The sequence below is a fragment of the Enterococcus hailinensis genome (assembly GCF_045862035.1).
GTDB lineage: Bacteria > Bacillota > Bacilli > Lactobacillales > Enterococcaceae > Enterococcus_A > Enterococcus_A hailinensis.
Genome location: NZ_BAAFRV010000019.1, coordinates 15,858 through 39,657, shown reverse-complemented (window position 1 = coordinate 39,657; position 23,800 = coordinate 15,858). Strand labels below are relative to the sequence as shown.

General features: G+C 38.2%; 31 protein-coding genes and 1 tRNA gene. 3 read left to right on the top strand and 29 right to left on the bottom strand.

Translation table 11 applies throughout. The annotated features are described in order from the left end of the window. Positions 1 to 312: 312 nt before the first annotated feature. Together ACKTSC_RS11675 and ACKTSC_RS11670 are read left to right on the top strand one after the other, a co-directional pair. The gene (locus tag ACKTSC_RS11675) at positions 313 to 885 is read left to right on the top strand and encodes a hypothetical protein (RefSeq protein WP_407857687.1); all 573 of its coding nucleotides are present in this window, start codon (positions 313 to 315) and stop codon (positions 883 to 885) included. Further along, entirely contained in the window at positions 875 to 1,372 is a 498-nt protein-coding gene (locus ACKTSC_RS11670) for a DNA-binding response regulator (RefSeq protein WP_407857686.1), read from the top strand. The genes ACKTSC_RS11675 and ACKTSC_RS11670 overlap by 11 nt, the downstream gene beginning before the upstream one ends. A gap of 16 nt (positions 1,373 to 1,388) precedes the next feature. On the opposite strand, the gene ACKTSC_RS11665 is transcribed toward ACKTSC_RS11670, so the two are convergent. From ACKTSC_RS11665 to ACKTSC_RS11535, 27 genes are all read right to left on the bottom strand, one after another. Beyond that, positions 1,389 to 2,405: an N-acetylmuramoyl-L-alanine amidase gene (locus tag ACKTSC_RS11665; RefSeq protein ID WP_407857685.1), complete on the bottom strand. Its 1,017-nt coding sequence runs from the start codon at positions 2,403 to 2,405 to the stop codon at positions 1,389 to 1,391. Between the two features lies 1 nt (position 2,406). Further along, positions 2,407 to 2,622: a phage holin gene (locus ACKTSC_RS11660; RefSeq protein WP_407857684.1), complete on the bottom strand. Its 216-nt coding sequence runs from the start codon at positions 2,620 to 2,622 to the stop codon at positions 2,407 to 2,409. Further along, positions 2,612 to 2,983 carry a hypothetical protein gene (locus ACKTSC_RS11655; RefSeq protein WP_407857683.1) on the bottom strand — a complete coding sequence of 124 codons (372 nt, stop codon included), beginning with the start codon at positions 2,981 to 2,983 and terminating at the stop codon, positions 2,612 to 2,614. Before ACKTSC_RS11655 ends, ACKTSC_RS11660 begins: the two co-directional genes overlap by 11 nt. Before the next feature lie 64 nt (positions 2,984 to 3,047). Further along, entirely contained in the window at positions 3,048 to 3,176 is a 129-nt protein-coding gene (locus tag ACKTSC_RS11650) for an XkdX family protein (protein WP_407857682.1), read from the bottom strand. A 1-nt stretch (position 3,177) separates the two neighbouring features. Further along, positions 3,178 to 3,636 carry a hypothetical protein gene (locus ACKTSC_RS11645; RefSeq protein ID WP_407857681.1) on the bottom strand — a complete coding sequence of 153 codons (459 nt, stop codon included), beginning with the start codon at positions 3,634 to 3,636 and terminating at the stop codon, positions 3,178 to 3,180. Positions 3,637 to 3,649: 13 nt separating this feature from the next. Then, on the bottom strand, positions 3,650 to 5,470 hold the full coding sequence (locus ACKTSC_RS11640) for a BppU family phage baseplate upper protein (RefSeq protein ID WP_407857680.1): 1,821 nt from the start codon (positions 5,468 to 5,470) through the stop codon (positions 3,650 to 3,652). Continuing rightward, on the bottom strand, positions 5,470 to 6,501 hold the full coding sequence (locus ACKTSC_RS11635; protein ID WP_407857679.1) for a hypothetical protein: 1,032 nt from the start codon (positions 6,499 to 6,501) through the stop codon (positions 5,470 to 5,472). The genes ACKTSC_RS11640 and ACKTSC_RS11635 overlap by 1 nt, the downstream gene beginning before the upstream one ends. Positions 6,502 to 6,503: 2 nt before the next feature. Continuing rightward, the gene (locus ACKTSC_RS11630) at positions 6,504 to 7,526 is read right to left on the bottom strand and encodes a phage tail protein (RefSeq protein ID WP_407857689.1); all 1,023 of its coding nucleotides are present in this window, start codon (positions 7,524 to 7,526) and stop codon (positions 6,504 to 6,506) included. Positions 7,527 to 7,535: 9 nt separating this feature from the next. Next, entirely contained in the window at positions 7,536 to 8,366 is an 831-nt protein-coding gene (locus tag ACKTSC_RS11625) for a phage tail family protein (protein WP_407857678.1), read from the bottom strand. Positions 8,367 to 8,377: 11 nt separating this feature from the next. Continuing rightward, positions 8,378 to 12,697, bottom strand: a complete 4,320-nt coding sequence (locus tag ACKTSC_RS11620; RefSeq protein WP_407857677.1) for an aggregation-promoting factor C-terminal-like domain-containing protein — start codon at positions 12,695 to 12,697, stop codon at positions 8,378 to 8,380. A gap of 3 nt (positions 12,698 to 12,700) precedes the next feature. Further along, the gene (locus ACKTSC_RS11615) at positions 12,701 to 12,847 is read right to left on the bottom strand and encodes a hypothetical protein (protein WP_407857676.1); all 147 of its coding nucleotides are present in this window, start codon (positions 12,845 to 12,847) and stop codon (positions 12,701 to 12,703) included. 65 nt (positions 12,848 to 12,912) lie between these two features. After that, complete coding sequence (gene gpG / locus ACKTSC_RS11610; RefSeq protein ID WP_071858761.1) at positions 12,913 to 13,224, bottom strand: phage tail assembly chaperone G; 312 nt, start codon at positions 13,222 to 13,224, stop codon at positions 12,913 to 12,915. A 124-nt stretch (positions 13,225 to 13,348) separates the two neighbouring features. Next, positions 13,349 to 13,909, bottom strand: a complete 561-nt coding sequence (locus tag ACKTSC_RS11605) for a major tail protein (protein ID WP_407857675.1) — start codon at positions 13,907 to 13,909, stop codon at positions 13,349 to 13,351. Between the two features lie 16 nt (positions 13,910 to 13,925). Next, complete coding sequence (locus ACKTSC_RS11600; RefSeq protein ID WP_407857674.1) at positions 13,926 to 14,297, bottom strand: hypothetical protein; 372 nt, start codon at positions 14,295 to 14,297, stop codon at positions 13,926 to 13,928. Continuing rightward, entirely contained in the window at positions 14,294 to 14,689 is a 396-nt protein-coding gene (locus tag ACKTSC_RS11595; protein WP_407857673.1) for an HK97-gp10 family putative phage morphogenesis protein, read from the bottom strand. Before ACKTSC_RS11595 ends, ACKTSC_RS11600 begins: the two co-directional genes overlap by 4 nt. Further along, positions 14,686 to 15,021: a phage head closure protein gene (locus tag ACKTSC_RS11590; protein ID WP_071858757.1), complete on the bottom strand. Its 336-nt coding sequence runs from the start codon at positions 15,019 to 15,021 to the stop codon at positions 14,686 to 14,688. Before ACKTSC_RS11590 ends, ACKTSC_RS11595 begins: the two co-directional genes overlap by 4 nt. Continuing rightward, a complete protein-coding gene (locus ACKTSC_RS11585) occupies positions 14,999 to 15,283 on the bottom strand; it encodes a head-tail connector protein (RefSeq protein ID WP_071858756.1) in 285 nt (94 codons plus the stop codon). The genes ACKTSC_RS11590 and ACKTSC_RS11585 overlap by 23 nt, the downstream gene beginning before the upstream one ends. 11 nt (positions 15,284 to 15,294) lie before the next feature. Next, positions 15,295 to 15,552, bottom strand: a complete 258-nt coding sequence (locus ACKTSC_RS11580; protein WP_080105918.1) for an Ig-like domain-containing protein — start codon at positions 15,550 to 15,552, stop codon at positions 15,295 to 15,297. Further along, positions 15,549 to 16,736: a phage major capsid protein gene (locus ACKTSC_RS11575; protein ID WP_407857672.1), complete on the bottom strand. Its 1,188-nt coding sequence runs from the start codon at positions 16,734 to 16,736 to the stop codon at positions 15,549 to 15,551. The genes ACKTSC_RS11580 and ACKTSC_RS11575 overlap by 4 nt, the downstream gene beginning before the upstream one ends. Before the next feature lie 41 nt (positions 16,737 to 16,777). Next, positions 16,778 to 17,329, bottom strand: coding sequence for an HK97 family phage prohead protease (locus ACKTSC_RS11570; RefSeq protein WP_262929167.1), 552 nt, complete (start codon positions 17,327 to 17,329; stop codon positions 16,778 to 16,780). After that, positions 17,271 to 18,401, bottom strand: coding sequence for a phage portal protein (locus tag ACKTSC_RS11565; protein ID WP_407857671.1), 1,131 nt, complete (start codon positions 18,399 to 18,401; stop codon positions 17,271 to 17,273). The genes ACKTSC_RS11570 and ACKTSC_RS11565 overlap by 59 nt, the downstream gene beginning before the upstream one ends. A 68-nt stretch (positions 18,402 to 18,469) precedes the next feature. Further along, complete coding sequence (locus ACKTSC_RS11560) at positions 18,470 to 18,901, bottom strand: hypothetical protein (protein WP_407857670.1); 432 nt, start codon at positions 18,899 to 18,901, stop codon at positions 18,470 to 18,472. Positions 18,902 to 18,913: 12 nt separating this feature from the next. Next, a complete protein-coding gene (locus ACKTSC_RS11555) occupies positions 18,914 to 19,078 on the bottom strand; it encodes a hypothetical protein (protein WP_407857669.1) in 165 nt (54 codons plus the stop codon). Continuing rightward, entirely contained in the window at positions 19,068 to 20,792 is a 1,725-nt protein-coding gene (locus tag ACKTSC_RS11550) for a terminase large subunit (RefSeq protein ID WP_407857668.1), read from the bottom strand. Before ACKTSC_RS11550 ends, ACKTSC_RS11555 begins: the two co-directional genes overlap by 11 nt. Further along, positions 20,785 to 21,264 (bottom strand): P27 family phage terminase small subunit, encoded by a 480-nt coding sequence (locus tag ACKTSC_RS11545; RefSeq protein WP_407857667.1) that lies wholly within the window; start codon positions 21,262 to 21,264, stop codon positions 20,785 to 20,787. The genes ACKTSC_RS11550 and ACKTSC_RS11545 overlap by 8 nt, the downstream gene beginning before the upstream one ends. Positions 21,265 to 21,268: 4 nt before the next feature. Further along, the gene (locus ACKTSC_RS11540) at positions 21,269 to 21,601 is read right to left on the bottom strand and encodes an NUMOD4 domain-containing protein (protein WP_311806554.1); all 333 of its coding nucleotides are present in this window, start codon (positions 21,599 to 21,601) and stop codon (positions 21,269 to 21,271) included. Between the two features lie 177 nt (positions 21,602 to 21,778). After that, positions 21,779 to 22,141, bottom strand: a complete 363-nt coding sequence (locus ACKTSC_RS11535; RefSeq protein ID WP_407857666.1) for an HNH endonuclease — start codon at positions 22,139 to 22,141, stop codon at positions 21,779 to 21,781. A gap of 62 nt (positions 22,142 to 22,203) precedes the next feature. On the opposite strand from ACKTSC_RS11535, the gene ACKTSC_RS11530 reads away from it, so the two are divergent. Then, positions 22,204 to 22,338, top strand: a complete 135-nt coding sequence (locus tag ACKTSC_RS11530) for a hypothetical protein (protein ID WP_407857665.1) — start codon at positions 22,204 to 22,206, stop codon at positions 22,336 to 22,338. Between the two features lie 125 nt (positions 22,339 to 22,463). On the opposite strand, the gene ACKTSC_RS11525 is transcribed toward ACKTSC_RS11530, so the two are convergent. Together ACKTSC_RS11525 and ACKTSC_RS11520 are read right to left on the bottom strand one after the other, a co-directional pair. Further along, positions 22,464 to 22,537, bottom strand: a tRNA-Ile gene (locus tag ACKTSC_RS11525). Between the two features lie 599 nt (positions 22,538 to 23,136). After that, positions 23,137 to 23,655, bottom strand: coding sequence for a hypothetical protein (locus ACKTSC_RS11520; RefSeq protein WP_407857664.1), 519 nt, complete (start codon positions 23,653 to 23,655; stop codon positions 23,137 to 23,139). Positions 23,656 to 23,800: the final 145 nt, after the last annotated feature.

The window sequence follows — 23,800 nt, the reverse complement described above, 5'->3', positions numbered from 1 at the left end:
CGACTCCCGCCAGCTCCATTAATTGATTTTCTCTAGTTTTCATTCAGTTCCAAGACGATTAAAATTCCTTTTAAACAAGGGTTTTGGTCGTTTTTTATTTTCAGCCAGTTTCGCTAAAAAATATATATTGGCATTCAATATGGCATTCAAATTATTTAATCGAATAGCGATCTAGCCTGCGTACCTTCTATTTAAGCCTGAATTTTCGGGCTTTTTTATTTTGAAAACTTTGAGTGTATCTGTTGACTATATAACGTATACGATATATAATAGGTTTATAGATAAGAGATAAACGAAAAGGAGACGATCACAATGGAAATTAAATCAACTTCAAAAAACGGACAAGTAACACAAGCAATCAAAACTTACGAGGAATTAACTGAAGAAGAAAAAGGCAAGCTAAGAATTCCAGCTACAAACGAATTAAGCGATTATGCAAACTTCACAGTACATTACAACAAAAAAGGTGACTTGCTAAAAGTTGCTTTAGGCAGTTTTTCAGATAAAAAGAAGGCTGAATTAGCTGAATCTGTTGACTTCGTAGATACTCTGCAAGTTGTTTTTGGCGAAGGCAAAGCGCAAGAAAAAGCAAAAGAACGTGTAACGGACAAACTTGAAAACGCTGAAAGCAAATTGACTGCAGAACAATATGCTGATGCTGTCATTCATGTAGAAGAACCTAAAACAAGCGCTGCACAACTAAAAGCAAACAAGAAATATCGTCAGAAAGTACAGTCAGATGAAGAGCTGAAATATCATAGAAATAAATTAACTACTTTGAGATCAGCTAGAAACCATATTAAAAATTATGCTGATCTAGATACTTTAGTTGAATTAGAACAATTAATTGCTGCTAAAAAGGAGGAATTGAATCATGGAAACTAGTGTTGTGGGTGTCACTTCTTATGTTCAAAATGAAGTGACTAAATACAGAGCTGAAATCATTATTAATGACAAACACTATCAAAAACGTGGATTCATTGATTTTGATGAAGCAGTTAAGTACAGAAAATATTTAGAAGAAACGTATTTGCCTGAAAAAATCATACGTGTTGAGTCAGATGAAATAGTAGAAACTTACAAGAAAACTGAATCTATTCGAGAGACAGCTCGTATTCATGATATGTCGTGCTCAAAAGTTCGGAAACTATTGATCACTGCTGACGCATATTCAACTAAAAAAAGCATCGAGATAAATAAGCTGCTAGACGAAGGATTATCAACTAAAGAAGTCGCTGAAAAATTAAACATTTCTGTCAGCTCTGTGCTTAATTTATCTGTTTATCGTAAAGGTGAAAATAACCACGTTGAGCCTTCAAAATCCGCGCTTAACAATAGAAAATGGAGACAAAAAAATAAGCCCCCTACGTAATGTAGAGGGCTGTTTGTTATTTAATATCGTGGTACCAGCGCGTTTCGTAAAAATCTTGGTGCCCGCCGCTGATATTCCCTTTGGCATCATTTGTTGCTCGTGTCATAACGATGACAGACTTACCGCTAAATTGTTTAGCATTGAAGTTCACATCATAGCCGACTTTACCAGTCGTTTTATATGCTACATTCACATCTGGGCGTGCTACACCAGGTGCTTTTTGACGTGCTAATTCTTTACCAGTTGTACGATCAATAATGAATACATATTGATATTGATAATTAGCTACGTGCCATCCACGAGCCTTCAACGTGTTACCGATACGTCCCCACTGATCAACATGAGCGTGGTTATTACCGCTATTCATCACTGAGTAGCCGCTACCTGCCGTTGTTGGATCAACCGGCTTAGATGGGATTGGCGTTGGGTTAGTAGCTGGATTATTGGCCTCAGAACCATCAATACCGTATTTCACATCGTGAGCGAATTGTGCTTGGGACACGCCCTGACTTGCTAAGTATCCGTATGGATCAGTATGGTCGCCCCACCAATTTGTTGAAATATACTGGTGGCTGATAACACCTTTTCCATTCACTGGACTGTCTACAGTCAAAGGAATATTAAACCGCTTTGCGCTATCACGAATCAGATCAATATAAACTTTGTAGTTTTGTTTGAACAATGCCGCATTTGGAGTTGCTTGCAACTCAATTTGAACGGGTGAATTAGCGTTAGCATATGAGCCAGCACCATATTGAACGTAACCTGGTTCTCCAACTTGGTAAACAATGCCGTCACCAACAATATATGCAGTGTAAGCATTCGCCCAATTTCGTTTCATGAACGTCGCTTCGTTACGACCTGTTGCATTTGGATTTGCAGTATCATGCGCCACAATATAATTTGGATTTGCTTGAATTGAACTCCCCTCGCCAGGGCCTAAATTAAATTCGTTGTTGACTGTGTACGCAAACGCCTGTGTTGGCAACAAAAAAAGAGCTACGATAGCTCCAGCAATTAATTTCTTTTTCATCCTAGTCCTCCTGACTGTCTGTAGAGAATTTTTTGTACGTACGATTTGATACACCTAAAACTGTACCTAAAAAAGTGCTCAATCCAGTAATAATAATTACTGCAATATCCGTGTACTGCCAATTGATAGCCTTACCTACTAAACCAACAAACGTTGCTAACGCTGGAACTACAATTAAAGCAATCCATTTTAAAGTTTCAAATGTTTTATTTTGCATGAGATTCACCACCCTTCAAAGGAAGCTGTCTGACTCGATTATAAAGAAGCTCTCCAGTTCCATTCCCCCCTAAGCCGTGATATCCTCTCCATAAATATTCGAGATTATCCAGATCATCTACAGCTACTGCTCCTTCTTCAATAAAATAAGAACATTGCTTGTAAATCTCATTGTGTAAGATAGCTATATTTGCAGCTTCGAGCATTTTAAATCTTTGCTCGGTTAATCGTTTATTTTGTTCCGTGATAGTTTTATTCTTTAATATCAATTTTCCTACCCAACCTAAGATGCCTGCAATTCCTCCAATTCCTAGAGACATCAAAACCCCATTGAGTTCTAGTAATTCATCAAAAAAATGCACATACTTTTCCACCTTCCAATCAAACTTATAGCCCCGTCCGAAAACGAGGCTAAAAAAATAAAGCTTATTCAGCTTTACCAATGATCTGATTTGCTTCTTCTTCAGTAATACAAGTAGGTACGAATTGTTTTACCTCGTCATCAGTGAAACAGCCCCAATCAAACATCATCTTAACATCGTCATAACTAAACATATTATTTTCCTCCTTCTGTGTTTTCAGTATTTTGTGTTGTTAATTGTGCTTTGATTGCTGCGATATCTTTTGAGTTTTGAACTGACGCTAGCATTGTTTTTGAATTAATTTGAGCTAAGCTATCAGCTTTAGTTTTTAGCGCTGCATTTTCAGCAGTTAAACTAAGATCGTTCAACATTAGTTTTGCATTCAGTTGAGTCATTTGTGCTTGCTTGTCAGTTAATTTCGTATTTTCTTCTTTAACTGTTGTATAGAAACTTTCTAGCAACGCTAATTTTTCTGTGTTTGCCATAAATTCGACAGGCTTCCACACGTTTGATTTAACATCAAAGAACTGTAGCATTAGATCTCGATCGGGATCTGGAGCTACTTCCGTGTATGGAAATTTGGTTTCAAAGTTCTCTGCTACTTCTGTTGCTCTGCATCCGAAAGGATACAGAATATCATAAATTGTTTTCATCTATCTTCCTCCTCTAAACTTCTCTTACTTCAATTAAAGCTGCTTTAATCTGTTCTGTACCAACATTTGAACTGTGACCAGTAATTACACTGTCTGTGCATTGATACCGTTTTTGAATCCACACAGACCCGTTAAAAATTTGTGTGATTGAAAGCCGCGTTTGATTTTTTGGAACGAATACAGTTGTTACATCATAGTTTTGCACCTCTGCACCGTTGTAAGGTGCAAATACAAGTAGCCATCCAGCGTTGCACTCACTTAATTTTTTGGATGGTGTAATGGTGTGATCAGCATTCAATGTTGATGTGCCTGCCCACACAATCGCACCTGCAGCCTTTTTTTGATAGGTATTGTTAGCAGCAGTTTCAGTGAGAACATTTTGACCATTAAGCATTAAGCCATCTTTAAAGTTTTTGATACCGCCGACAGTTTGATTGCTAGCTAGAGTTACTGCGCGATTATCGACTGCTTGTGCGGTTGTCGCTGGTGTCATTGTTTTAGTCGTATTTGTTCCAGCCTTAGCTTCATCTGTTGTCGCTAAGTTAGTTACGTGATTTTGCGCGATCATAGAAGTAATGATAGTTCGTCCATTGACCTCTAATTCGATCGTTAAGCGTATGTCTTTAACTTCTACATATGCAGAAGCCACACCGTCAGAAATAAGATTATTTGAATATATTCTGTAGATTGAATGCCCAGTAGGCGAAAGTATATTCGCTGTGAATTCATAATACCTTATTTGTCTGAACTCAGATGTCGCATTCCAGGCCCCTGCACCCCACCAAGTGCTAGTAGAACCATTAGGTCGCATTGCAAAGCGAGCAGTGTATTGACTTCCAAATCCGCCTCTAGCAATTGCAGAACACGTAGACGCTTTGACATATGTTTTTAATTTATTAACTTTAGAATTGACTGTATCTAGACCTGCAAAAAGTGATGGATATTTTTTTTCTATTATTCCAAGCACGTCAAAATCAATTTGAATCTCTCCTGGAAGACCGCTTACAAACGTTTCAGACTTTACTGTTTCGTTGTCTGTTAATTTTTCGTAATCCTCTTGCTTAAATTCCTCTAAAGAAATTCCGTTATTTCGCCAGGAAACTGCTTCAGTTCCGTCCACTAATAACTCTTTTTTCAAAATAGCACTCTCAGCGCCACCTACTTGATCGATCACGTTAGCAGAACTTTCAGCTTTGGTGAATACATCGTTGTCATCAATCTTTTTATTGATTTCATCGATACGAGTATTCAAATTTGTGTTAGCAGTTGTAATACTTTGTTCTAGTGTTGTCACTTTGTTTTGAGCTGTATTAACATCTGCTGTCAGACTATCAAGTGTCGTTTTAGCTTCTAACTTAATTTCAGCAATCGATTCATGATATTGCTCCATGATGTCACTGAAACCTTGCCAGTAATAATCTTCCAACTCAGGCACGTCTTCATCAATCGGACTACGTTTGATGTGGAAAGTGAATCGTCCAGCGGTATCAAGAGATCTACTGTCTGGTAATTCAATGTATATTGAGCCATCCACACGGCCCTGGTATCCTAAGATATTATCTTCTAATACGATTGAAACGATGCCATTTACTGCATCCTCAATTACTGCATGATAGATGTGACGCCCTCGACCATTTTCAGCAGTCTCAGAATTAAAATCCAGAACGACAGGAACTATAGTCCCTTCTGTCAAAGACTGACTCGTGCTGTCTTTTCGCAATTTAAACAGCATTTTCGCCGTCCCTTTATCATGACTCCAAAAAACAGCTCTCGTTGCGATTGGTTCTTTAGCTTCTGCTTGGATAATGATGATTTCTTCTTTTGTTTTAAACATTAGCTAAGCACCGTCCCTTTCGCGATAATCAAACCAAATCCAGTGACGCGTGTAGGTGTTGCAGCGAAACTACTAGCTACTGAACATCTTGCAGTAGCGCTGAACGCAGTTACACCAATGCTGTTACCTGAACCAACTAAGCTCAATATAGCATCTGCCATTAAAGATACTGTGACTGCGCTGTTTTGATTGTAAAATACTGAGTCATACAGATTTAATTTTGATGTTCCATTAACAACAACAGCATCGTAGGTAGATAAACTTTTTGTGTTTTCAGCAAACTTACATTTATTAATAGCGATATAGCCACTTTGTTCATTGCTAATCCCATAATTTTGACTATTCGCAGTATCTACAATTTGAATTCCAGATATACGAGAATATCCTTTGCACGACGAAAATTTAATAGAACGCACCTTTACAGGCAGATCTGATTTTGTCAAGTCTATACTGGAGATACTTTCAATAGGTAGTATCTCTAAAGATACGAAGCTCAAATTACGTACTACTACGTCTTCTAAATAAACTCCGCTTTCAACACGAATATATATTTCTCCTGTTGAAATTAGCGGGACCATGTTTACTGCCATCTGAATTGTTTTAAACGGATTTTCTTCTGTTCCGTCCCCATTTTTGTCATTGCCGTCACTGTCAGAAACATAGATTGATACTGAAGTTCCATAAGTTCCCATCAGCTTGCCTATCGCATTGTTCAACTGTTCTAGCTGCTTTTGCTGATCTGTTTGAGTCAAACTTAACTGTTCAACATCTGAATCGTGCGTATTTTCAGTATCGAGTAAGCGTGCTGCTAATGTATCAAATCGAACAGCTTTGTTGTTCACGCGCGCATCAACCACTTCATTTGGTGAATCTCCGCCTGAATGAAGAACTAGGTTATCAATGCGAGTATTCGTAGTATCAAGCTTTTGGTCTTGATCCCGAGTATTACGATTCAATATATCAACGTTCTTATTAAACGTCTCTTTCCACTCTGTGGATATTCTATTTTTAATTAATTTGAGTAATTCCAAATTTAAATCACTCCTTTCTTAGCTAAGTTAGCTAATATTGATGTCATTGTTTTTTTCGTGTTACTTAGTGTGGTTTCTGGTGGTTTGTTTGGTAAAGCTGGATATGTCTTTAACCCAACAACTTGTATATACGTTTGAATTCCCAACGGTTCATAAATAAACGGTACATAGTCACCTTTTTTAGGATTGATACGCCATTTCAACGTTACTGAACCACTTATCGCTGGATAGTCTTGCAAGTCTTGTTTTAATCGTTCAGTCATGTTTCCAGCAACTGTGTATCGTTCGTCTTCCACAGGATCTTGAATACGAATACCCCATTTTTCAGATTCACTAGAAGTGTATGTGATCGGCGTAAAGTAATACGTGTCGTCTTCTTTCTTCTTACCAAATCCTTTAATTTGAGTTTTCAAAGAGTACGTATCGATATCGAATTTAACTGAATCAGTGTTGTATTTATATCGAATCTGTTCCTCGACTCTATTTCCATATTCCGAACGTGGATAAAACGTCAAACGTTGATTATTTGGAATTACAACAGCATCATAATCACTTAATATTTCTTCGATTAGTTTCAGATAGTTCGCGTTGCCAAAATTCTCTTGTTCCACCGTTAAAAATTTACTGTTCGGATCAATGACTTCCCAACTAAAACCACGAGCGCCAGCACTGAAAATATGTGTTAGTAACTGTTGAATTGTTTTTGATCCATTCGGCTGCAAGGTGTCGTACTGGCGTCCATCTTGGATCGTGTAATAAATATGAGTAGCAGTAACACTTTTACTCACTGCTTTACCTTCTGCAGACGTGGTCATTTGTTTGATAATGAATTCTTGACCGTTGAAAATTACCGAGCTTTCATAATCAACTAAATCAAACGCTGTACTGTTTAAATCTGTTTTAGTTACATTAAAGCTGACTTCCCACGTTTCGTTTTCTTGCCAATTTTCAAAAAAAGAGTCCTTATCAAATTCGACAAGGATCTCTCGTTTTGTTTTTTCGTAATTTTGAATGATGATATCTATTCGAATCACCTACTTATACAGATAACGGAAATCCCAGAGCGATTTCACGTTAGCTACGTTTTGTATTTCGATTTCATTAATGCCAGGAGCTAAAGTAATCAGTCCTAAATTCGTATCGATTCCACGATTCACACCGTTTAGCTTAGGATACACACGATCAATTGTAACTGTCTGTCCAAGATTTGTTGATAGCACTGGCGTATAAATAAAACGATCACCAGTTGTCCGGTTGAAGATAGTCGCATTACCTAATGATTCGCCTTGCAGAGTGATTTTCAATTCGTTCTCTCGCGGATCAATCGTAAAATCTCCGGCGTTGAACACTTGAAAGCGACTAACATCAAACTCATATTCGTAATCAGCAGACTCTAAATTTTGAGAGAACTGCCATTCGTCAGCTAAGTCGAATTCTGACAGTGTAGATGTTAGCGCTTCGGAATGACCTCTAAATGCGTTGAAAGTGACTGAATAAGTAGCATATCTGATACCTAATTCTTCCAAACTGATTGAGCTAGGTCGAACTAAGTAACGTTTACCAGGCTCACGATCAGTCACGATGTAGTAACTATTATCGTCAGAAAGGAAAGAGTACAATTCTGTCTCTTTTAATTGATAGTCGTACATAGTTTTGAATTCTAAATAGAGTTTTACTTCGATTTCAAAAGCTTTAAACGAACTATTAACCTCTCTTGAACCATTGGATCCTGAAAACTCTTGATATTCGACATTTAAAGTTGGTGATTTCCTCTGAAAATCGGTACATTCAACCCCTAAAATATCTTTTAAAGATAGGAGTTGACCATTTTTGAAGAATCGTAAATCAATAATATATCCGTCCAATTTATCTCCTCCTATCCTGCCGTATAAAGCGCTTGGTCAAATCGTTTTCCTAAATGATTATTTGTTGAGCCAGCAATCTCACCACTATCTAAAATGACGTTTGTATCTTTTGCTAACAACTTAGCAAGTAAATTGTTTTGCTGGATCATCAAAGTCACTAATGTTTCCATTGATGGATTTGAATTGTTGCTAGTTGTTGTTTTAGGTCGTACACCTAATTTATCCATTGCAATCCCTAGTAATTGCATTGCACGAGATCTTTTAGCAGAATCCAAAGGTATGATTATCTCTGGCTTGTTTCCTTCTGCGATTTCCGCTATTTGATGTTGGTTAACAATCCCACCGTTAGCATACCAATGATTCCTCTTCCAAAAACTCAAAGCCCCGTTGGCTCCACCGTATCGTTCGTTTACGTAGTTTCTCATCCATTTTAACTGCGTAATTGGATTCGTTCGCCAGTCAGAACCAGCAGAAGCGAGTTTGCTAGCTGGTAATGATTGCGGAAGTCCGTATGCACCACTTCCTGGATTAGTAGCTTGAGGGTTCCAACTAGACTCGTGGTTAACAATGTAATCGATTGCCGCATATTCGGAAGGCTTAAATCCAGCCTGTTTCATCCAATTTTGATGACCGCCGGTTGGTTTTGCGTTTGTTCCTCCAGAATTTGTATTACCATGATATATATCACCCGAACCCATTAATCCAGAAATGTGTACATGGTTATCATGGTCAGTTGACCCCCATGGAACCCATTTCCCAGATGTCCCACCGTGAGTATATCCCATTCGATCTCGGACCATTCCGTTAGTGATAACATACCCTACTTCTTTAGGGAATTTTTCAAACGCATAATTAGCTGCTTTTGTATACAGAGGGTTTAATATAGACCCCGGAATTGCGATATCAATAGCCTGATGTTGTCCATGATGATACTGATCGCCAGCTCTATAACCTGAAGAAACATAAAAGCCACTACCAAATTTCCCGATAACTTTTTGAGCGACATCCACTAAATACTGATAAACGCCATTCGCGTTCATAGCCCCATCAAAGCTGCCTGCGCTCATTGAATCAAACATCTCTTTAACTTTAGATGTCAAAACATCTTTCGCTTTTTTCAAAATTCCGCCGCCAACGTCCAGAGGCCATTTAGTCAATCCGCCTAACAAATTTGAACCTAGAAGTTTCGAAACTAGCTTGCTAGGATCATCGATATAATCCATCACATCGCCAATAGCATTCTTAACACCATCAAGGATACCGGAACCCACGTCTTTAACATTCGACCACAAGTTAGAGAACATACCCCCTTTGCCTTTTGCATAGGCAAACGTAGAACGCTTCTTACCCATTAGCATTGCTGTATCGTGTGCAGGAATCACCTGCGTGCCAGGCTCACCATACATCGTAATATTTTGACCTTGCGGAATAAACGCTTGACCGTTTGGTCTTACGACCATCTCAGCGCCAGCCCCATCATTTACCATCATCATTCCGCCCGGATGTCCATCTGTACCTTGAGCGTATGAAGGTTTCCAGTGATCAATTTTATCTGCGCCCAATTTATCAAGAACCCAGCTCGCCCCATCAATAATTAAATTAATTGGTTTTTTAACTGCATTCATGGCTGATTTAAAAATATTTTCAAAAGCATTTTTTACAGCGCCTGCACCAGCTTTAATGCCGCCAGCAATTTTTCCAGGCAAAGCTTTCATCCAGCCAACAACTGTTGATATACCGCCTGAGAATGTGCTTTTGATAGTATCCCACAGTGATTTAATCACGTTAGTCAAACTGTTCTTCAAATTGCCTACATGAGACAACAAATTAGAAGCCCAACCTCTTATTGCGCTCCATGTATTAGATATTCCGCCTGAAAATAGTGATTTAATACTATTCCAAAGCGCTTTGATCGCATTCACAAAAGACGTTCTCAAACTACCAACACGCCCTAGTGTGGTCGAAATCCAGTTAACTACTGCTGAACCCACACCGCTTATTCCATTCGAGAATAAGTTTCTAACGCTGTTCCAAAGACCTTGAACAACTCCCTTGAATCCAGTAGCTAGTCCTTTAACACCAGTTAAAAGTTGCTTAAAGAACATTATTTGAATGAAGTTCCATATTGCTTGAATAGCACCTGAAAATAGCTGTTTAACGCCTTCCCACATCTTGCTGAAATCGCCAGTAAAAATACCTGTGAAAATTTTGATTGCACCTTGAATTGCGTTTAATAGGCCTTTTACTAAACCGATGACATTATCAATGAAACTCATCATCAAAGTCATAACTATTTTTACGACCGGTTGAATGAACACAAAAAAGTTTTTAATTGCTTGAATTATCTGCTTCCCATTTTGTTCCCAGAAAACGGACATTGATTTTCCAATATCACCTAATGCTGACCCGATTTTACTGATGATCGGTAAAATATAAGGGCTTAGTGTATTAAATACACCCTTAGCTATTTCAATAGCAACTGTAAACATGTTCTTGAAATTATCCGCAAAACCTTTGATATATTGTTGTATACTTCCAATCACTCTTTGTACAGTAGTCACTGTTTCAGGTGATAAGCCAAGCTTATAAATCACTGATTCATCTTTATTCTTAAATGCAGAGAAGAGCGTGCTGATTACATCTTTAATTCTATTAATTGTTGAAATCGCCGTTTGTGCTTGTTCTGCTGGCAATATCTTTCGGATAAAATCTAATCCGCCAGTCTGTTTTTTTGTGTCATTGCTAAATAAATTAAATAGATTTTTAAACCCATCGTAAAGCGGTTTGATTGCATCTGTCGCACCTTTGGTTGCTGGTGCAATTTTTTTTGTTAAATTATCTACGCCTTTGCTAATGCCACTAATAAAACTGGTAATATTTCCTTTCCCGAAAGCTCCTATGATCTCGTTGATCATATTTACAACACTAGCTTTCAGATTGCCAACAGCACCCTCAATTGTTGCAGTAGAACCCGCCGCTTTTTTAGCGACATCTGTCATGCCTAGCTTCATAAAAGCTGTATTTAATTCTTCTGCTGAAATCTCTCCATTGGCCATCGCTTCACGGAAGTCGCCACCAGCATAGGCTCCCATTTCTTTCAAGGCTGTTTGAATCTTGCCAGATGCGCCTGGTATCGCATCAGAAATTTGATTAAAATTTTCTGTTGTAAGCTTCCCAGTTCCAATCGTTTGCGTCATCGCCGTTGCGACAGACTTAAACGTTTCAGCATTACCACCAGACACCGCATTGACATTCCCAATCGCTTGAGTTAAACCGTTGAAATCCTCCACACCATTAGCCGCTAATTGTGCTGTGGTGTTCATCACATCGCCTAAGTCATAAACAGTCTGATCTGCGTATTCTTTCATGACTTTCTGCGATTCTTTGATTTTTTTATTGTCAATACCGGCAAATTGCATTGTTTGAGTAAATTTATCCAGTGAGTCAGAAGCGGCAAAGGCTTCGTCTTTTAAGTCTGCCACCCCATCGATCACACGACCAATTAAATTAGAAGCAATTCCTGCCGCTGATCCAAACGATAACGCACCTTTCAAAGACCCGATTTTGTCTTTAAAACCGTCCAATTTTCTGCTTGATCGTGAAGCATTATCGCCAAAATCATCGATTTCCCGACCAGCACTGTCAGCAGAATTTTTAAGCCCCTCTAACTGCTTGTCTGACAATTTAGTTTGACGTTCTAACTTGTTTAACTCTTTTCGAGCGTCTTCTGTTTCATCTGCAGAATCACCAAATTCATCTGCCATCAAAGCGACAACTTTACGTTGTTCGTTCATTGCTCGTTCAGAAAGCTCAGCTTGCTTAGTTAAGCCTTTCTGCTTTGCTTCAAACGCTCCTGATTCGTCGCCTGCTGCTTTTAACGCTTTTACTTCAGCGTTCATCTGACGTTCGTTTTCTTTCAGTTCGTCAGTTAAATCATTTACAGCTGTTTGAGAGTAAACAAGTTCTTTTTTTGTATCATTTAATTGCTTGCCATAAGCATTGTACTTCGCTGTGGCATTATTGATTTGAGTATTTAGTTTAGCGACTTCTTTCGACTCTGAACCATATTTTTCAATAGCTTCATCGCGTCGTTTAGTTAACTCTTTGACTTTAGCATTTTGACCGTCCATTACTGTAGATAGGTCTTTAGTCTTTTGACTCAATGCCTCATAAGAACGCCCTGCTGAATCATAAGCCTTTAAATTAGCTCTCATGTTCGATTCAGCTTGCTTGACTTTACTGTTTATTTCATCAAGAGTATTACCAAAATCAGTTCCGTCTAAACTAATACCTAATTTAATATTTCCAATTGGCTTTCCACTACCTGCCATTTTCTACCTCCTCTCTTCCAAAATTCGAAGGTCTTCTGCAGAAAGGAATTGCTTGATGAAATCAGCACCATCCATATATTCATCGTCTTTATCTACTTCACCGAATAAGTGCAACAAATAATGGTAGTCTGAATTATCAACGTCTTTCATCGTCCAGCCAGCTTCAATCAAATCTTTATAAATCTGGTCGATTGCTTTTCTAGCTTCTGAAAAACTTATTTCTTTTTCTTTGATGGTTGCTTTTTTTCGTCACTACCTAAATCATTCATTTGTTCAAAAACATTTTGAAGAACAGGTACTAACTCATTTCCGCTTAATCCATCTAAAATAGAATCAAAAGTAACTGCTGGATCTTGGAAAATGTCTGCTACAATCGCAATCATTGCATCGATAGCGTCTAAGTCAGATAATTCTTCTTTTTCGGCTTTTTCGTAGAATTTGATACACTCACGCATAGCACGTGCTGAAACATCTTGCTGTTTGAATGTTTTTTTCTTGCCTTCAACTTTTAGTTCTAATTCAATCATTCAAAATTCCTCCTGTTTGTTAGAAAATAAAAAGGCTAGCCGATTGGCTAACCTTCTGTGTCTGTTTTTGGTTCTGGTTCTTTTGGCATTCCTGTATCTGTCGTTGTTGTAGAAGTCGGGCTAACTACTTCCCCACGGTGTTATTCACCAATGATTTGAACTTAGTTAATGTCATTTCGTCTGTTTCAACAGCAGTCAAATATACATATCCACGACTATCTGAAATGAAATCACCTTCGATTGAATCGTTTTGTAATTCCACACCTTTGTCTTCTGCAGTTTTAACGTTGATATCGGGATGACTGAATTTCCCTTTCGTCATACCCATAAACAAGCGTTTGCCTTCTTTTGTTCCTGAGATCAGGATCAATGATGTGTATGGAGCTTCTGTGTCTGCGCCGATTACGTGAGCACCATCAACTTCTTCTGCACCGATGACTTCTTGATAAATACCGTTATCAAGTAAATCAGCGATATCTAACGTTACTTTTGGTGAAGAAACACCTTTACTTGCAATGAAAAAAGGAACGTTTGAAGCAAAGATAGTATTAGAAGTAGAACCTAATCCAGTAATCTTCGCCTCAATCGCTCCGCCTGCAGACTTATCTGCGACTAATTCTTTTAAAGTGCCGTCAGTTTTCGACTGTACGCCGAAAATTGCACTATCAAAACCTTGTGTTGCCATATAATTATCTCTCCTTTTAAGTTAACAAAATGTTTGCGATATATCGCTTGATGATTCGTTTCGCGCCTTCCAAATCTTCATCATCTGTTTGTTCGGTGTATGTGCATTCCCATCCCTCGGCTCTCATGACTTCATCAAGAGCAAAATAAAAGGCATCAACCTCTTTTAAAGTTGATACCCATACGTCGACTTGAACGTTCATTTGAATCGTATTCGGTTTGTTGCTCGAATAATCATCATAATTTCCATAAAGCTCAACGATCCTTCCGACCGGAAGGCTAGGAACTGTTTGAACATCTTCTGGAACGCTATTTGTATAAAAGTTAATTTCTTTTGTTTTCTCTTCGCTATTCAAAATAGAATAGACTTGCGATACTGCTGTTTTCACAGTCCTAACCTCCGTTTCAATTCGTTAGCAATTATGTTAGTTACTTCGTTTTCAATTTGTTTCTGCGTTTTTTGAACGAAGGCTTTCGGTTTTTGTTTGATTGTTCCAAATTCGATAAAGTGCACTCGCCAAGATACTTCTTTGTCATATCCAACATCGATTTCTCCATTTTTTACTGAACCAGTGACAATATGATCTTTAGCATGCTCTTGCATATATGCGCCGCGTTTGCCATTAGATTTTTTGCCATTCCAATGAGGCGTATTTTGTTTGAGTTTATCTTGTGCGTAAGAAGCCGCTTTTCTAAGCGCTGGGTTCTCAACTCGTTTTATGTTCGTTTCAAGTTGGCGAAATGCTTTAAACACTTCTGACGTATCTACTTCTACACTCATTTTTGAACCTCTTTAGCAATCACTGTTGTAAAGTCTTTCGCAAACTCGCCTTTAGTGATTGTAATGATTTCAAACGTTTTGCCAGACCATAAAACTTTCATATCGTTCGTTAATTCAGCTGATTGCTGATAGCGAATAATAAACGTTAGTGTGCCTTCTAACACGGTTCCGATTGAAGCTTTAACATCACTCAACCGTTGCGTTTGAACACTTGACCAACACGAAAAAACCGTTACAGGTGTTTTGATGGGCTGCCCATCTTCATCTTTAACGATTTGGTCCTTTATGAATTCTATTCGTTGAGTTAAATCACTCGTTTGTATTAGAGCCATGTTCTAACCCCCTCAATTGATGGATCAAAGCAGTAACTCCAAAAGGAATCTCTTGCAAAGCTTGAGTTGTTGTAGCGACTCTATTCTCATACCAACTAGACACTAAAAGCGTCACCGCATAATCAAATCTTTCATCGCTTGTTTTCTTCACTTCAATAGAGCTTAGAATGAATTTTTCGGCTACTTCTTGCAGCATGAGTAACAAATTATCGTCTAAATCATGATCGATGCGTAGATATTTTTTTAGCGAATTTAATTCCATTTAATCACCGCCTATTCAGCAGTTACGGTAACTTCACACACCGCAGTTTTTCCGTTTGCAGTTGTTGCAGTGATTGTTGCTGTACCAGCTGCAATACCTGTGATTTTGCCTTGAACCGGCGTTACTGTGGCAATTGCCTCATCGCTAGAACTGTATTTAACCGATTTGTCCGTTGCGTCGGCTGGCAAGACAGTCGCTGACAGTGTTTCTGATGCCCCCACCGCAAGCGTAGTCGTTGTTTTGTTTAACGTTACGCCAGATGGGTCTATGCTTTTGGGCCCAGTGTTACGTAAAAGCCTGCAGCAGTGTCGGCTACTTCAACATCGAAACGAACAAAGCCAGCTAATAGTTGACCATATACATCATTGTCTACCCAACGTACTGAAGCTTGTTGACGGTCAAAGAATTTAACAAAAAGTGAAGGGTCGCCCACGAATGCTACTTTGTCTCCTGCTGTTTTTCCAATTACATCATCCGCCATTACAACAACTTCACGCCCTAATAGTTTGTAACCCGAAGCAACTGTAACGTCTTGTTGTAGCAAGTAGCGACCGTCATTATCTTTCATTTTGTCTAATTCGTTAAAGAAGCTTTGAGACGCAACGAATTTGACATTGTACGCAGGATCAATAGCGACATTCACGATATCTTTCAAATCATCGATCGAAGTCACTGTTTTGGCTGGTGCAGTTTGCAATTTAGCAGCAATAGCAGCGTTAGAAGTATTCAAAGATTGGCGTTGGATATGTTCGGCGACTAATCCAGCTAAATCAACATCTGAATCATCCAACGCTTCTTGAGAAACTGGAATATATCCACGATATGTTTCGATTTCGTATTTTACTTTTGTAAATTCAGGGTTAGCCAACGCTGGGTTTTTAGCTAATTCAGCTACAGCGATCATTTTGTTTTTATTTGCTTTCAAAATTGGATATGATCCTGTTCCTGTTGTAACTGGCACACGTCCAACTTGTTGGCGTAAATCAACAACTGTTTCTGGTTGTTTTTCAGGTTTTGTAATTCGGTCAATTGGAATAACTGCTTCTGCATCAACAGTAGTTAAACCGTCACGCTGTTCTCCTTTAGTCCGAATAAACTGATTAATTGAACGTGTTTCGTTCGTTTTTTTATCATCTAAAATTACTTCCATAGATCGATTCTCCTCTTCTTTCTTTTTTTCGTCCTTTTTAGGCGGAATAGGTGGTACTTCTTCCTTTTCTTCTGGTTCTTTATCCTTTTCAGGATCAACAGGTTCTTCTGTTGTAGGCTCTTTTTCAACTTCATCAGAAGCGCCTAGGCCTTTTAATTCGTCTTCTAGCTCTGTCTTGAGCTGTGCTTGCGTTTCTTCTTGCTCTTTATTAGCCCGAATCTGAGCTAACAAGCCTTTTGCTTTTTCCAAATCGCCTGCATCAAGCGCTTTTTGTGCTTCTGCTTTTAACTTTTCGTTATCCAAACTCTTTCCTCCTTTTGTTTTTGGTTATAAAAAAAGAACCTCTAGTAATTTAGAAGTTCTAGCTCTATCTGTAGTTTTCGTTTTTCTTGCTCATCGATAGCTCGTTTTAGTGATCGCTGTGCAAGCGCTGCATCCGTTCCGTTATATGCTGGAATTGATACGATTGATATCTCAAAGAGTTCATCAATACTGTTTAAATTCCGAATGTACGTACCGTTTTCTTGTGTCCATGTTTGAGAGTCGTCTCTAACGACAAATCCAAACGAGCACTCATTGATATCTCCTCTGTTAATTGATTCATACAAATCGTTTGCATAAGAGGTGTTCGGCAACTGACATCTAAAATGCAGCCCAACATCATCGACAGTTAGTTCTAATGTTTGCGAAGCTGTACGTCCTAAAACCATGCTGGAATCGTGATCCACAAAACATCGAACATCAGATAGATCAGTGTTTGCTAGTGCTTCAGGAGAAATAATCTCTTTAAAACCACCCAAATCTTTGCTTAGTGAATTAAATTTAAGCGCGTAACCTTCAATCGTTCGGTTCTCCCCTGATTGAACTTCCGCTAGGCTCCGAATTTCCATTTCCATTATTCACACCTCCCCTCGCGGTTGTTTTGGTGTAGATAACGTTTCCGCCAGGGATATCAGCTAATCCGTAATATTTCCTGATTTCATTAACTAACAGATATCCGTCTCCACCATTGCCTCCGTCCATAGCTTTATTCATACGAGAAGCCATGTCTTGACCAGTTAGCGTTGAGAAATCCAACTCCACATTGATTCCTAGCTTAATGAACAGCTCATCTGTAATCATCCGAGAAAGCGCACGTAGCGTACTTGATACATACACATCATTTGCAGCGTCGTCTTTGGTATTCACTAGTTCCATACCAAAACGTGAAAGTGGAATTCCAAATGCTTTAGCAATCTGTTTCGTTGAGTAGACATTGTTTTGAATCATCTTCAAAATGTCTGTATTAATCTCAAACTGTTTGAACTCTTGTGTGTCATCTAAAACGATCACGCTATTAGCATTTGAGGCACCACTGTTTACTTCTTCAAAGTCCTGTTTAATCTGTTTCTTTGAAGAGTTATTAAGCGCACCTTTGTTAAGTTTCAATACACCGCCAGCTTGAATCCCTTTTTTGAAAAATGAACTCAACATTTTGTTACCGTTATCTAACATAGATAATTCCGTCTTTAAAGCGTCTAATGGGCTGATACCGGTTTTTCCGTTTACAGTCACATATTTAAAATGAAGCATTTCTGAACTATCGACCTTATAAGATGTTCCAGCTTTGTTGGTGTACTCATACCTCAACAGGCCTGTCTCTAAATCCTCATAAACGACTACTTGAGACGGTTTAGCGAACTCAAGCCAGTCTTCGTGGATGATAGCAAAGGAGTTACCAGACAGTAGCATTTGAGCTATAGTCGCAAACATGAACGAATACGGAGTCATCGATGGGTTAGGCTTAGCATTTAATAAATCTAATTTTTGAAGATTCGTATTCTTTTCGTCCACAAATTTGAACTTGCTTGCTGCAATATCACCAGATAAGATTTTAATTGCGGTGAAAACATCGGATTGTTCTAACGCTGTTTCGCCATCAAAATTAATTGTCACAGAACCATCTGCATTCGTTATAAAATCCAGCATCGATTCAGATCGGCTCGACAGGCTACGCTTTTCTGTTTTGAAGAATAATCCCATTTATTCACCTCCTTTCAGCTACATTCCATATGACTATCATATATTTTTTTCGACAGCACTTTTTTTCGGTTGAATTTGTTAAATGCATATCCTTCTTTTTTTAATCCTCGATAGTATACATTTCTTCTTCTAGAGTCATCCCAACCTATATTAATAAATATTTTCTTATGACAATCAGCATATTTTTCAACAATAAATTTTTCAAAATCTAAAATCGCAGCCTTAGCAAAAAGAAGCGTTTTTAGACCATCTTTGCCAGTCTCGTGTAAAACTATATTGCTTATTTGTTTTCTCTTTCTAAATACAGTCAACCACACACTAAACTCTGCAGTTCTTTGGTTATCCCAATGAACACCTTGGAAAGTAATTCTAGTTGTCATTCCACTAGCCATTTTTTTCTCCGTGACAAAAGTATATTCATTTTTGTTAGGCATATAGAATTCCATACTGATTCTCTCCTACATTCCAGACTCTCGAACCAAAATAAAAACAGTCAGCATCAAACAGATACCAACTGCTAAAAAACCAACAATCAAATCAAACAAAAAAGCCGCGACTACGAATGAAGCTAGTCCCAGCACATAAAGTATAATTACTAATATTCGCAATAAGTTACCAACCAAATCCGTACTCTCCTTTTTCAATTAATTCATTTATGTCTTCTTCATCAAAATCATGATACATTGCTTGTGTGTATGCGTTAATCAACGCATCTAATGGATCAATCTTGTTTCGATTCATTGCTTTATCAATCATGATCGTATCGTTGTTTTCTTTCGTGATTGCATTCCTTATCGCTCGGTTGAGTAGAGGGTTGTTGGAATGAACTGTCTTGCCTTGAATAATGTCTGTCCGCAATTGTTTCGTCGGTGCATTCAAAGTAATCAATCCTTGACGAGTTTCAATCATTTCTTTTTCATAGAATTTTGATAGGTCAGTAATGACATTGCCTGCGTTGTAGGGATCGTAAAAGATGCCTTTTAATTCAAAACTATTACTTTCTATGAAGTCAGTTATCCAATCAACTAAATCATGATAATCGATCAGACCGTCAGCGTTACTACTGATTGTGCAATAGCCTGCTTGTTCATATTGTCGGTATGGCGTTTTGTCTTCTTTTTCTTTTGCTTCAATTCCGCCACGATTGGCTACAAAGGAATAACTATCAATATAGAATTTCTTTTCCTCACGAATTGGAATAATCCAAGATATTGAAGTTAAGTCGTTTACTCGTGATAAATCGACACCGACGTAAATTTCTCGACCGGTTAAATCTGTTTTTTTGATGTAATCAGGTGCAATAGCTGCAAGCCATTCTTCTTCATTCATGTAGCTTTCTTGAGAGGACTGTATCCACATGTTAAATTCTTTTGTTAGGACATTTGAAATACTACCTTTCGCTTTTCCTTCGTCTAACAGGCTTTGTTTTTTCTCAGTCAGTTTTTCTTTTTGTTCTGGGATCTCCATTAGTGGATTCGATTTTATCCACGTTTCAGGATCAGCAATTTCTTTCGCATTGTCTTGCTCCCAACAAAGAGCTAAATACTCGTCACCCACAACTTCGTTTTTCAATAGTTTAGTAATGTATTGATACTCAACTGAATACATCGGATAGTTCAGCTTACTTGAAGCAGTGGAAATAATTATTGTTAACGGCTCAATTTGTTGACCCATCGACGTTTCGATAACGTCCATCATTTCTGTCGTTTTAGATAAGGCGTACTCGTCAAAACACGCGAAATAGCAATCGAGCCCGTCTAAAGTATCGGCATCTGATGATAAAGGCTTCATAAACGAATCATCAGTTGTCAATAATTCATTTTGCAGAACCTTAGTAAATTTCTTTATTGTTTTGCTTTTGCCACGCAATGCTTTTAGCTGTGATTTCACCATGTTAAATACAATTTTCGCTTGGTCCCTCTTATTGGCTGTCGCATATATCTGTCTTGCCTGATACGGATTGCGTTCATAGATTAAGCAATATAAACTCATTCCGGACACAATTAAAGACTTACCCTGTTTACGCGCAAGCGATAGGTAAGCCTTTCTGAATCGTCTAGTATTATCTTTTTTTCTACGCCAGCCCCACAGCATACCTAAAATAAACTTTTGAAACTTAGCTAGTTTATTTGGTTTGCCAGATTTGGGGTCAGGAAGCATTGAAATGAACTTAACAATATTTTTCGCATATTTTGGATCATAATAAAATGGATAATCATCTTGCTTCGATTTCTCAATATCTGATTTATGTCGATCAATAGCTTGCTGAATTTTCTCTCCAACTAAAATATCGCCTGCCTCCACTGCATCGATGTATTTTTGAACGTGATCAATCATCGTTATCAGCTTCGTTCATCATTTCAGCAAAAGGATCATCAGGCTCTTTTTCCAATTCTTGCGGATTAACAATCTTGAGTCTTGAATTAATCGTTAACCCTAAATCATTAGTAGCCGTTTTTAGCTCTTTAGAAAAGGAATTAACCGTATCAATCAAAGGATTCTTACGACCATCAATTAAAAAACCTTGTTCATTTAATTCTTTACTAGCTTTGTCGTAAAGATATGAATAATTGCAGTATCGAACCATCGTTTGCTGATCTAATTCAGATACAGGTAGTTCTTGAATATAATTTGAGATTCTATCCCATTCTTTTTGTGCTTCTTCTAGTAAACCGATTGGATAAATTGAAAAGTCTAATCTTGGATAGTTATAGAGTTTTTCTTCTTCTGCTTTCTTGACCGCTATTTCTTCTTTTGTGTAATTCTTTTTGCTCGCATCAAGTAATTTTTTAGGTCTTCCTCGTCCCATGTCATCATGCCTCCTTTGCCCATGAAGCTCTATTTTTATTTTGTTCTGAGATTGTCGAATATCTCAAGTTTGATAATCTATTGTTATGCCTGTTTCGGTCTTTGTGATCGACAGTGACATTTCCGCTAGGCTTTTGAAGAAAAGCGTCAGCAACCAATACATGAACCCTTTTGCCAGTTCGTTGCCCGTTTTTGTAGAGATCGACATATAAATAACCGTTGTCTTTCTCATAGGGTTTCACTTGCTTGGTTCCGCTAGTTGATTCAGCTGACACTCGACCATTAGAAGACACCTTATAATTTGGATAACCGTGGATTTTCTTCCATTGTTCGGCCATATTGTCACCGCCTTTCTCAATTTACAAAGTTTTTATAGGGAAATCTATACGCACAAGAGAGGGCTTCGATTTATAGTCTCTCGCTCATGTAGGGGGGTATTAAATTTATTGCACTAATATTTCCAATTTATTTATACCTAAATATCTATATACGCTTAAAACGCATTTTAGACACCTTTAAATCGATTCTGTTTTGTGCGTCTTATTATGGCAAGTCTGACATATGCTTTCCAAGGAGGTATAGTCTAACCTCTTAGACCAATCATTTTTTATCTCTGTCTTGTGGTGAACGATAGTTGCTGCAGTCACTTTGTTATTACGTAGACACTCTTCGCACAATGGTTGTTCAGCAAGTTTTCTAAGCCTTAGCTTTTTCCATTGGCTAGAGGCATAGAAGTGAGCGTACCTTATGTTGTCTTTGTTGTATCTTACTTCTCTGTTGTAAACCTTAGCTGTATTACCTTTGTGCTTGGCACAGTATCGTTCAGGTAAGTCTACATACTCTCGACAGATTGAGACAGCGCATTTTATTTTAGGCATCTCATCTCAACCACCTCTTCATGTTCTCTTGAATGTGTTCGTCCTTATATGAACCAATACCAATGAACACCAACTTGCATACATCTATTTCCCACACAGTTGCTTCATCAGTTAGTTCAACAATCGTATATCGTTTAGCAATCTGTACTGACATGGATCGTCGTGGATACTTGCCGCTTAATGAAATGTACCAGTAGTGTCTCATGGTGTTAGTCCTTTCTTATGCAAAATAAAAAGACCACTCATGTGAGTGATCTAATAAAAATCAGACTAACGCCACTAAAGCTCGCTAGTCCTACAAACAATGATTTGTTTTTTCCTATTGACGTGACAGGTCTCGATCCTGCCCCTACTTCTGATAACGAAGTCGTTCTGTCCCTACTAAACTACACGTCAACTCGGAGGAGCTACCTCCTGCAAGCTTGCTTGTAATTGACTAATCGGTAAGACTGGCTTAAATCCTAGAGTCTGCTAGTTACCTTTATCAACTCGCTGACGATGTTGATGTGGTTAATATTCAAGCTACCTTTCGTCTAAGTCACTGGCAAGGAATCGAACCTTGCACGATATAAGATAGGCGTGTGACGACGCCTCGTTTTACTTCCTGCTGAATCTATGGGAACTCATTCCATCCACCGTATCTCCGTCATAGAGGTAACACACGCTATGCGTGCCTGAAATTTCAGGGAGAGTCTCTCGCTATCTCGTTCAGCCTACCCGTTACGCGGTCTCACCGAGACGGTTCTCTTATATCTGATTAACTTTACCCTTTCCGCCACAGTGACATAAAGACGACACGTCCTGTTTAGTAGAAATCATTATTCGTGCCGTCAAGTAAATAATCCGTTCCGCTAATTCGGTTGTTAGTTAAGTGTAGTCGAAACTATGACAGTAGTTTTAGTTGGTCGAATTGCGGAGCGAATTAATTACATTACTTCATGCTACTATTATATAACCTTTATTGTTGCATTGTGGTGCATGATTAGTGCATGAATTTACCAATAATTCAGCATATCTACACCGAATAGAATAACTGATAAATCTTGAATTGCTTCTTTGCAATTTCGATTGATGGTCGTTCTATCTTTGTTGAAGTAATCTGCAATTTGCTGATCCGACTCTCGTTTATCATTAATATACTTCCGCAAAATAATCTGGTAATGTCTTCTCTCCTCTGCTGAATCGGAGTTGTTGCAGACCTTTTCGTATATTTCTAAAGCATAATCCACATGATTCATTAACTTCACAGTCTTTGCTTTATTTTCCATGAGGATGCTCAGGTCTAAGCGTCTATGATCCCAAAAGGTATCTTGGTCAGCTTCTAGTTGCTCTTTCACACTATCAGTATGACCTTTAAGCTTGTGGTAATATCGGAGCAATAGTGCAGTATTATGTTCAGCATATTTTTTAAATTGTTTGCGTTCTTCTTCTCGATCCTTTCGAATTGAAAATACAATACGCTCTGCTAATTCATCTAATTGTTTTTCAGATAATTCATTAATTCTCGTCTCCAATAATTCGCCCTCCGTCACTTAATCTCTTTTTCAATATATTCAATTGTTAATTCTATTAATCGTCTCTCGCTTACTTTCAGCGTAGTAGAATTTGCCAACATTTCATTTAGATCACTGATTAATTTTTCTTTCATTCAAAACCTCC

Excerpts from the sequence above, each read along its gene's own strand:
- ACKTSC_RS11615 (WP_407857676.1), bottom strand. The coding sequence starts at position 12,847 with ATGAAAGACGTTGATAATTCAGACTACCATTATTTGTTGCACTTATTC.
- ACKTSC_RS11530 (WP_407857665.1), top strand. The coding sequence starts at position 22,204 with ATGAACACCAACTTGCATACATCTATTTCCCACACAGTTGCTTCATCA.
- ACKTSC_RS11565 (WP_407857671.1), bottom strand. The coding sequence starts at position 18,401 with ATGCTGGATTTTATAACGAATGCAGATGGTTCTGTGACAATTAATTTT.
- ACKTSC_RS11605 (WP_407857675.1), bottom strand. The coding sequence starts at position 13,909 with ATGGCAACACAAGGTTTTGATAGTGCAATTTTCGGCGTACAGTCGAAA.
- ACKTSC_RS11535 (WP_407857666.1), bottom strand. The coding sequence starts at position 22,141 with ATGCCTAAAATAAAATGCGCTGTCTCAATCTGTCGAGAGTATGTAGAC.
- ACKTSC_RS11550 (WP_407857668.1), bottom strand. The coding sequence starts at position 20,792 with ATGATTGATCACGTTCAAAAATACATCGATGCAGTGGAGGCAGGCGAT.
- gpG (WP_071858761.1), bottom strand. The coding sequence starts at position 13,224 with ATGATTGAATTAGAACTAAAAGTTGAAGGCAAGAAAAAAACATTCAAA.
- ACKTSC_RS11585 (WP_071858756.1), bottom strand. The coding sequence starts at position 15,283 with ATGGAATTAAATTCGCTAAAAAAATATCTACGCATCGATCATGATTTA.
- ACKTSC_RS11660 (WP_407857684.1), bottom strand. The coding sequence starts at position 2,622 with ATGCAAAATAAAACATTTGAAACTTTAAAATGGATTGCTTTAATTGTA.
- ACKTSC_RS11595 (WP_407857673.1), bottom strand. The coding sequence starts at position 14,689 with ATGAGTGTAGAAGTAGATACGTCAGAAGTGTTTAAAGCATTTCGCCAA.
- ACKTSC_RS11650 (WP_407857682.1), bottom strand. The coding sequence starts at position 3,176 with ATGTTTAGTTATGACGATGTTAAGATGATGTTTGATTGGGGCTGTTTC.
- ACKTSC_RS11590 (WP_071858757.1), bottom strand. The coding sequence starts at position 15,021 with ATGGCTCTAATACAAACGAGTGATTTAACTCAACGAATAGAATTCATA.
- ACKTSC_RS11560 (WP_407857670.1), bottom strand. The coding sequence starts at position 18,901 with ATGGAATTCTATATGCCTAACAAAAATGAATATACTTTTGTCACGGAG.
- ACKTSC_RS11545 (WP_407857667.1), bottom strand. The coding sequence starts at position 21,264 with ATGGGACGAGGAAGACCTAAAAAATTACTTGATGCGAGCAAAAAGAAT.
- ACKTSC_RS11645 (WP_407857681.1), bottom strand. The coding sequence starts at position 3,636 with ATGAAAACAATTTATGATATTCTGTATCCTTTCGGATGCAGAGCAACA.
- ACKTSC_RS11675 (WP_407857687.1), top strand. The coding sequence starts at position 313 with ATGGAAATTAAATCAACTTCAAAAAACGGACAAGTAACACAAGCAATC.
- ACKTSC_RS11665 (WP_407857685.1), bottom strand. The coding sequence starts at position 2,405 with ATGAAAAAGAAATTAATTGCTGGAGCTATCGTAGCTCTTTTTTTGTTG.
- ACKTSC_RS11640 (WP_407857680.1), bottom strand. The coding sequence starts at position 5,470 with ATGTTTAAAACAAAAGAAGAAATCATCATTATCCAAGCAGAAGCTAAA.
- ACKTSC_RS11670 (WP_407857686.1), top strand. The coding sequence starts at position 875 with ATGGAAACTAGTGTTGTGGGTGTCACTTCTTATGTTCAAAATGAAGTG.
- ACKTSC_RS11570 (WP_262929167.1), bottom strand. The coding sequence starts at position 17,329 with ATGGAAATGGAAATTCGGAGCCTAGCGGAAGTTCAATCAGGGGAGAAC.
- ACKTSC_RS11620 (WP_407857677.1), bottom strand. The coding sequence starts at position 12,697 with ATGGCAGGTAGTGGAAAGCCAATTGGAAATATTAAATTAGGTATTAGT.
- ACKTSC_RS11540 (WP_311806554.1), bottom strand. The coding sequence starts at position 21,601 with ATGGCCGAACAATGGAAGAAAATCCACGGTTATCCAAATTATAAGGTG.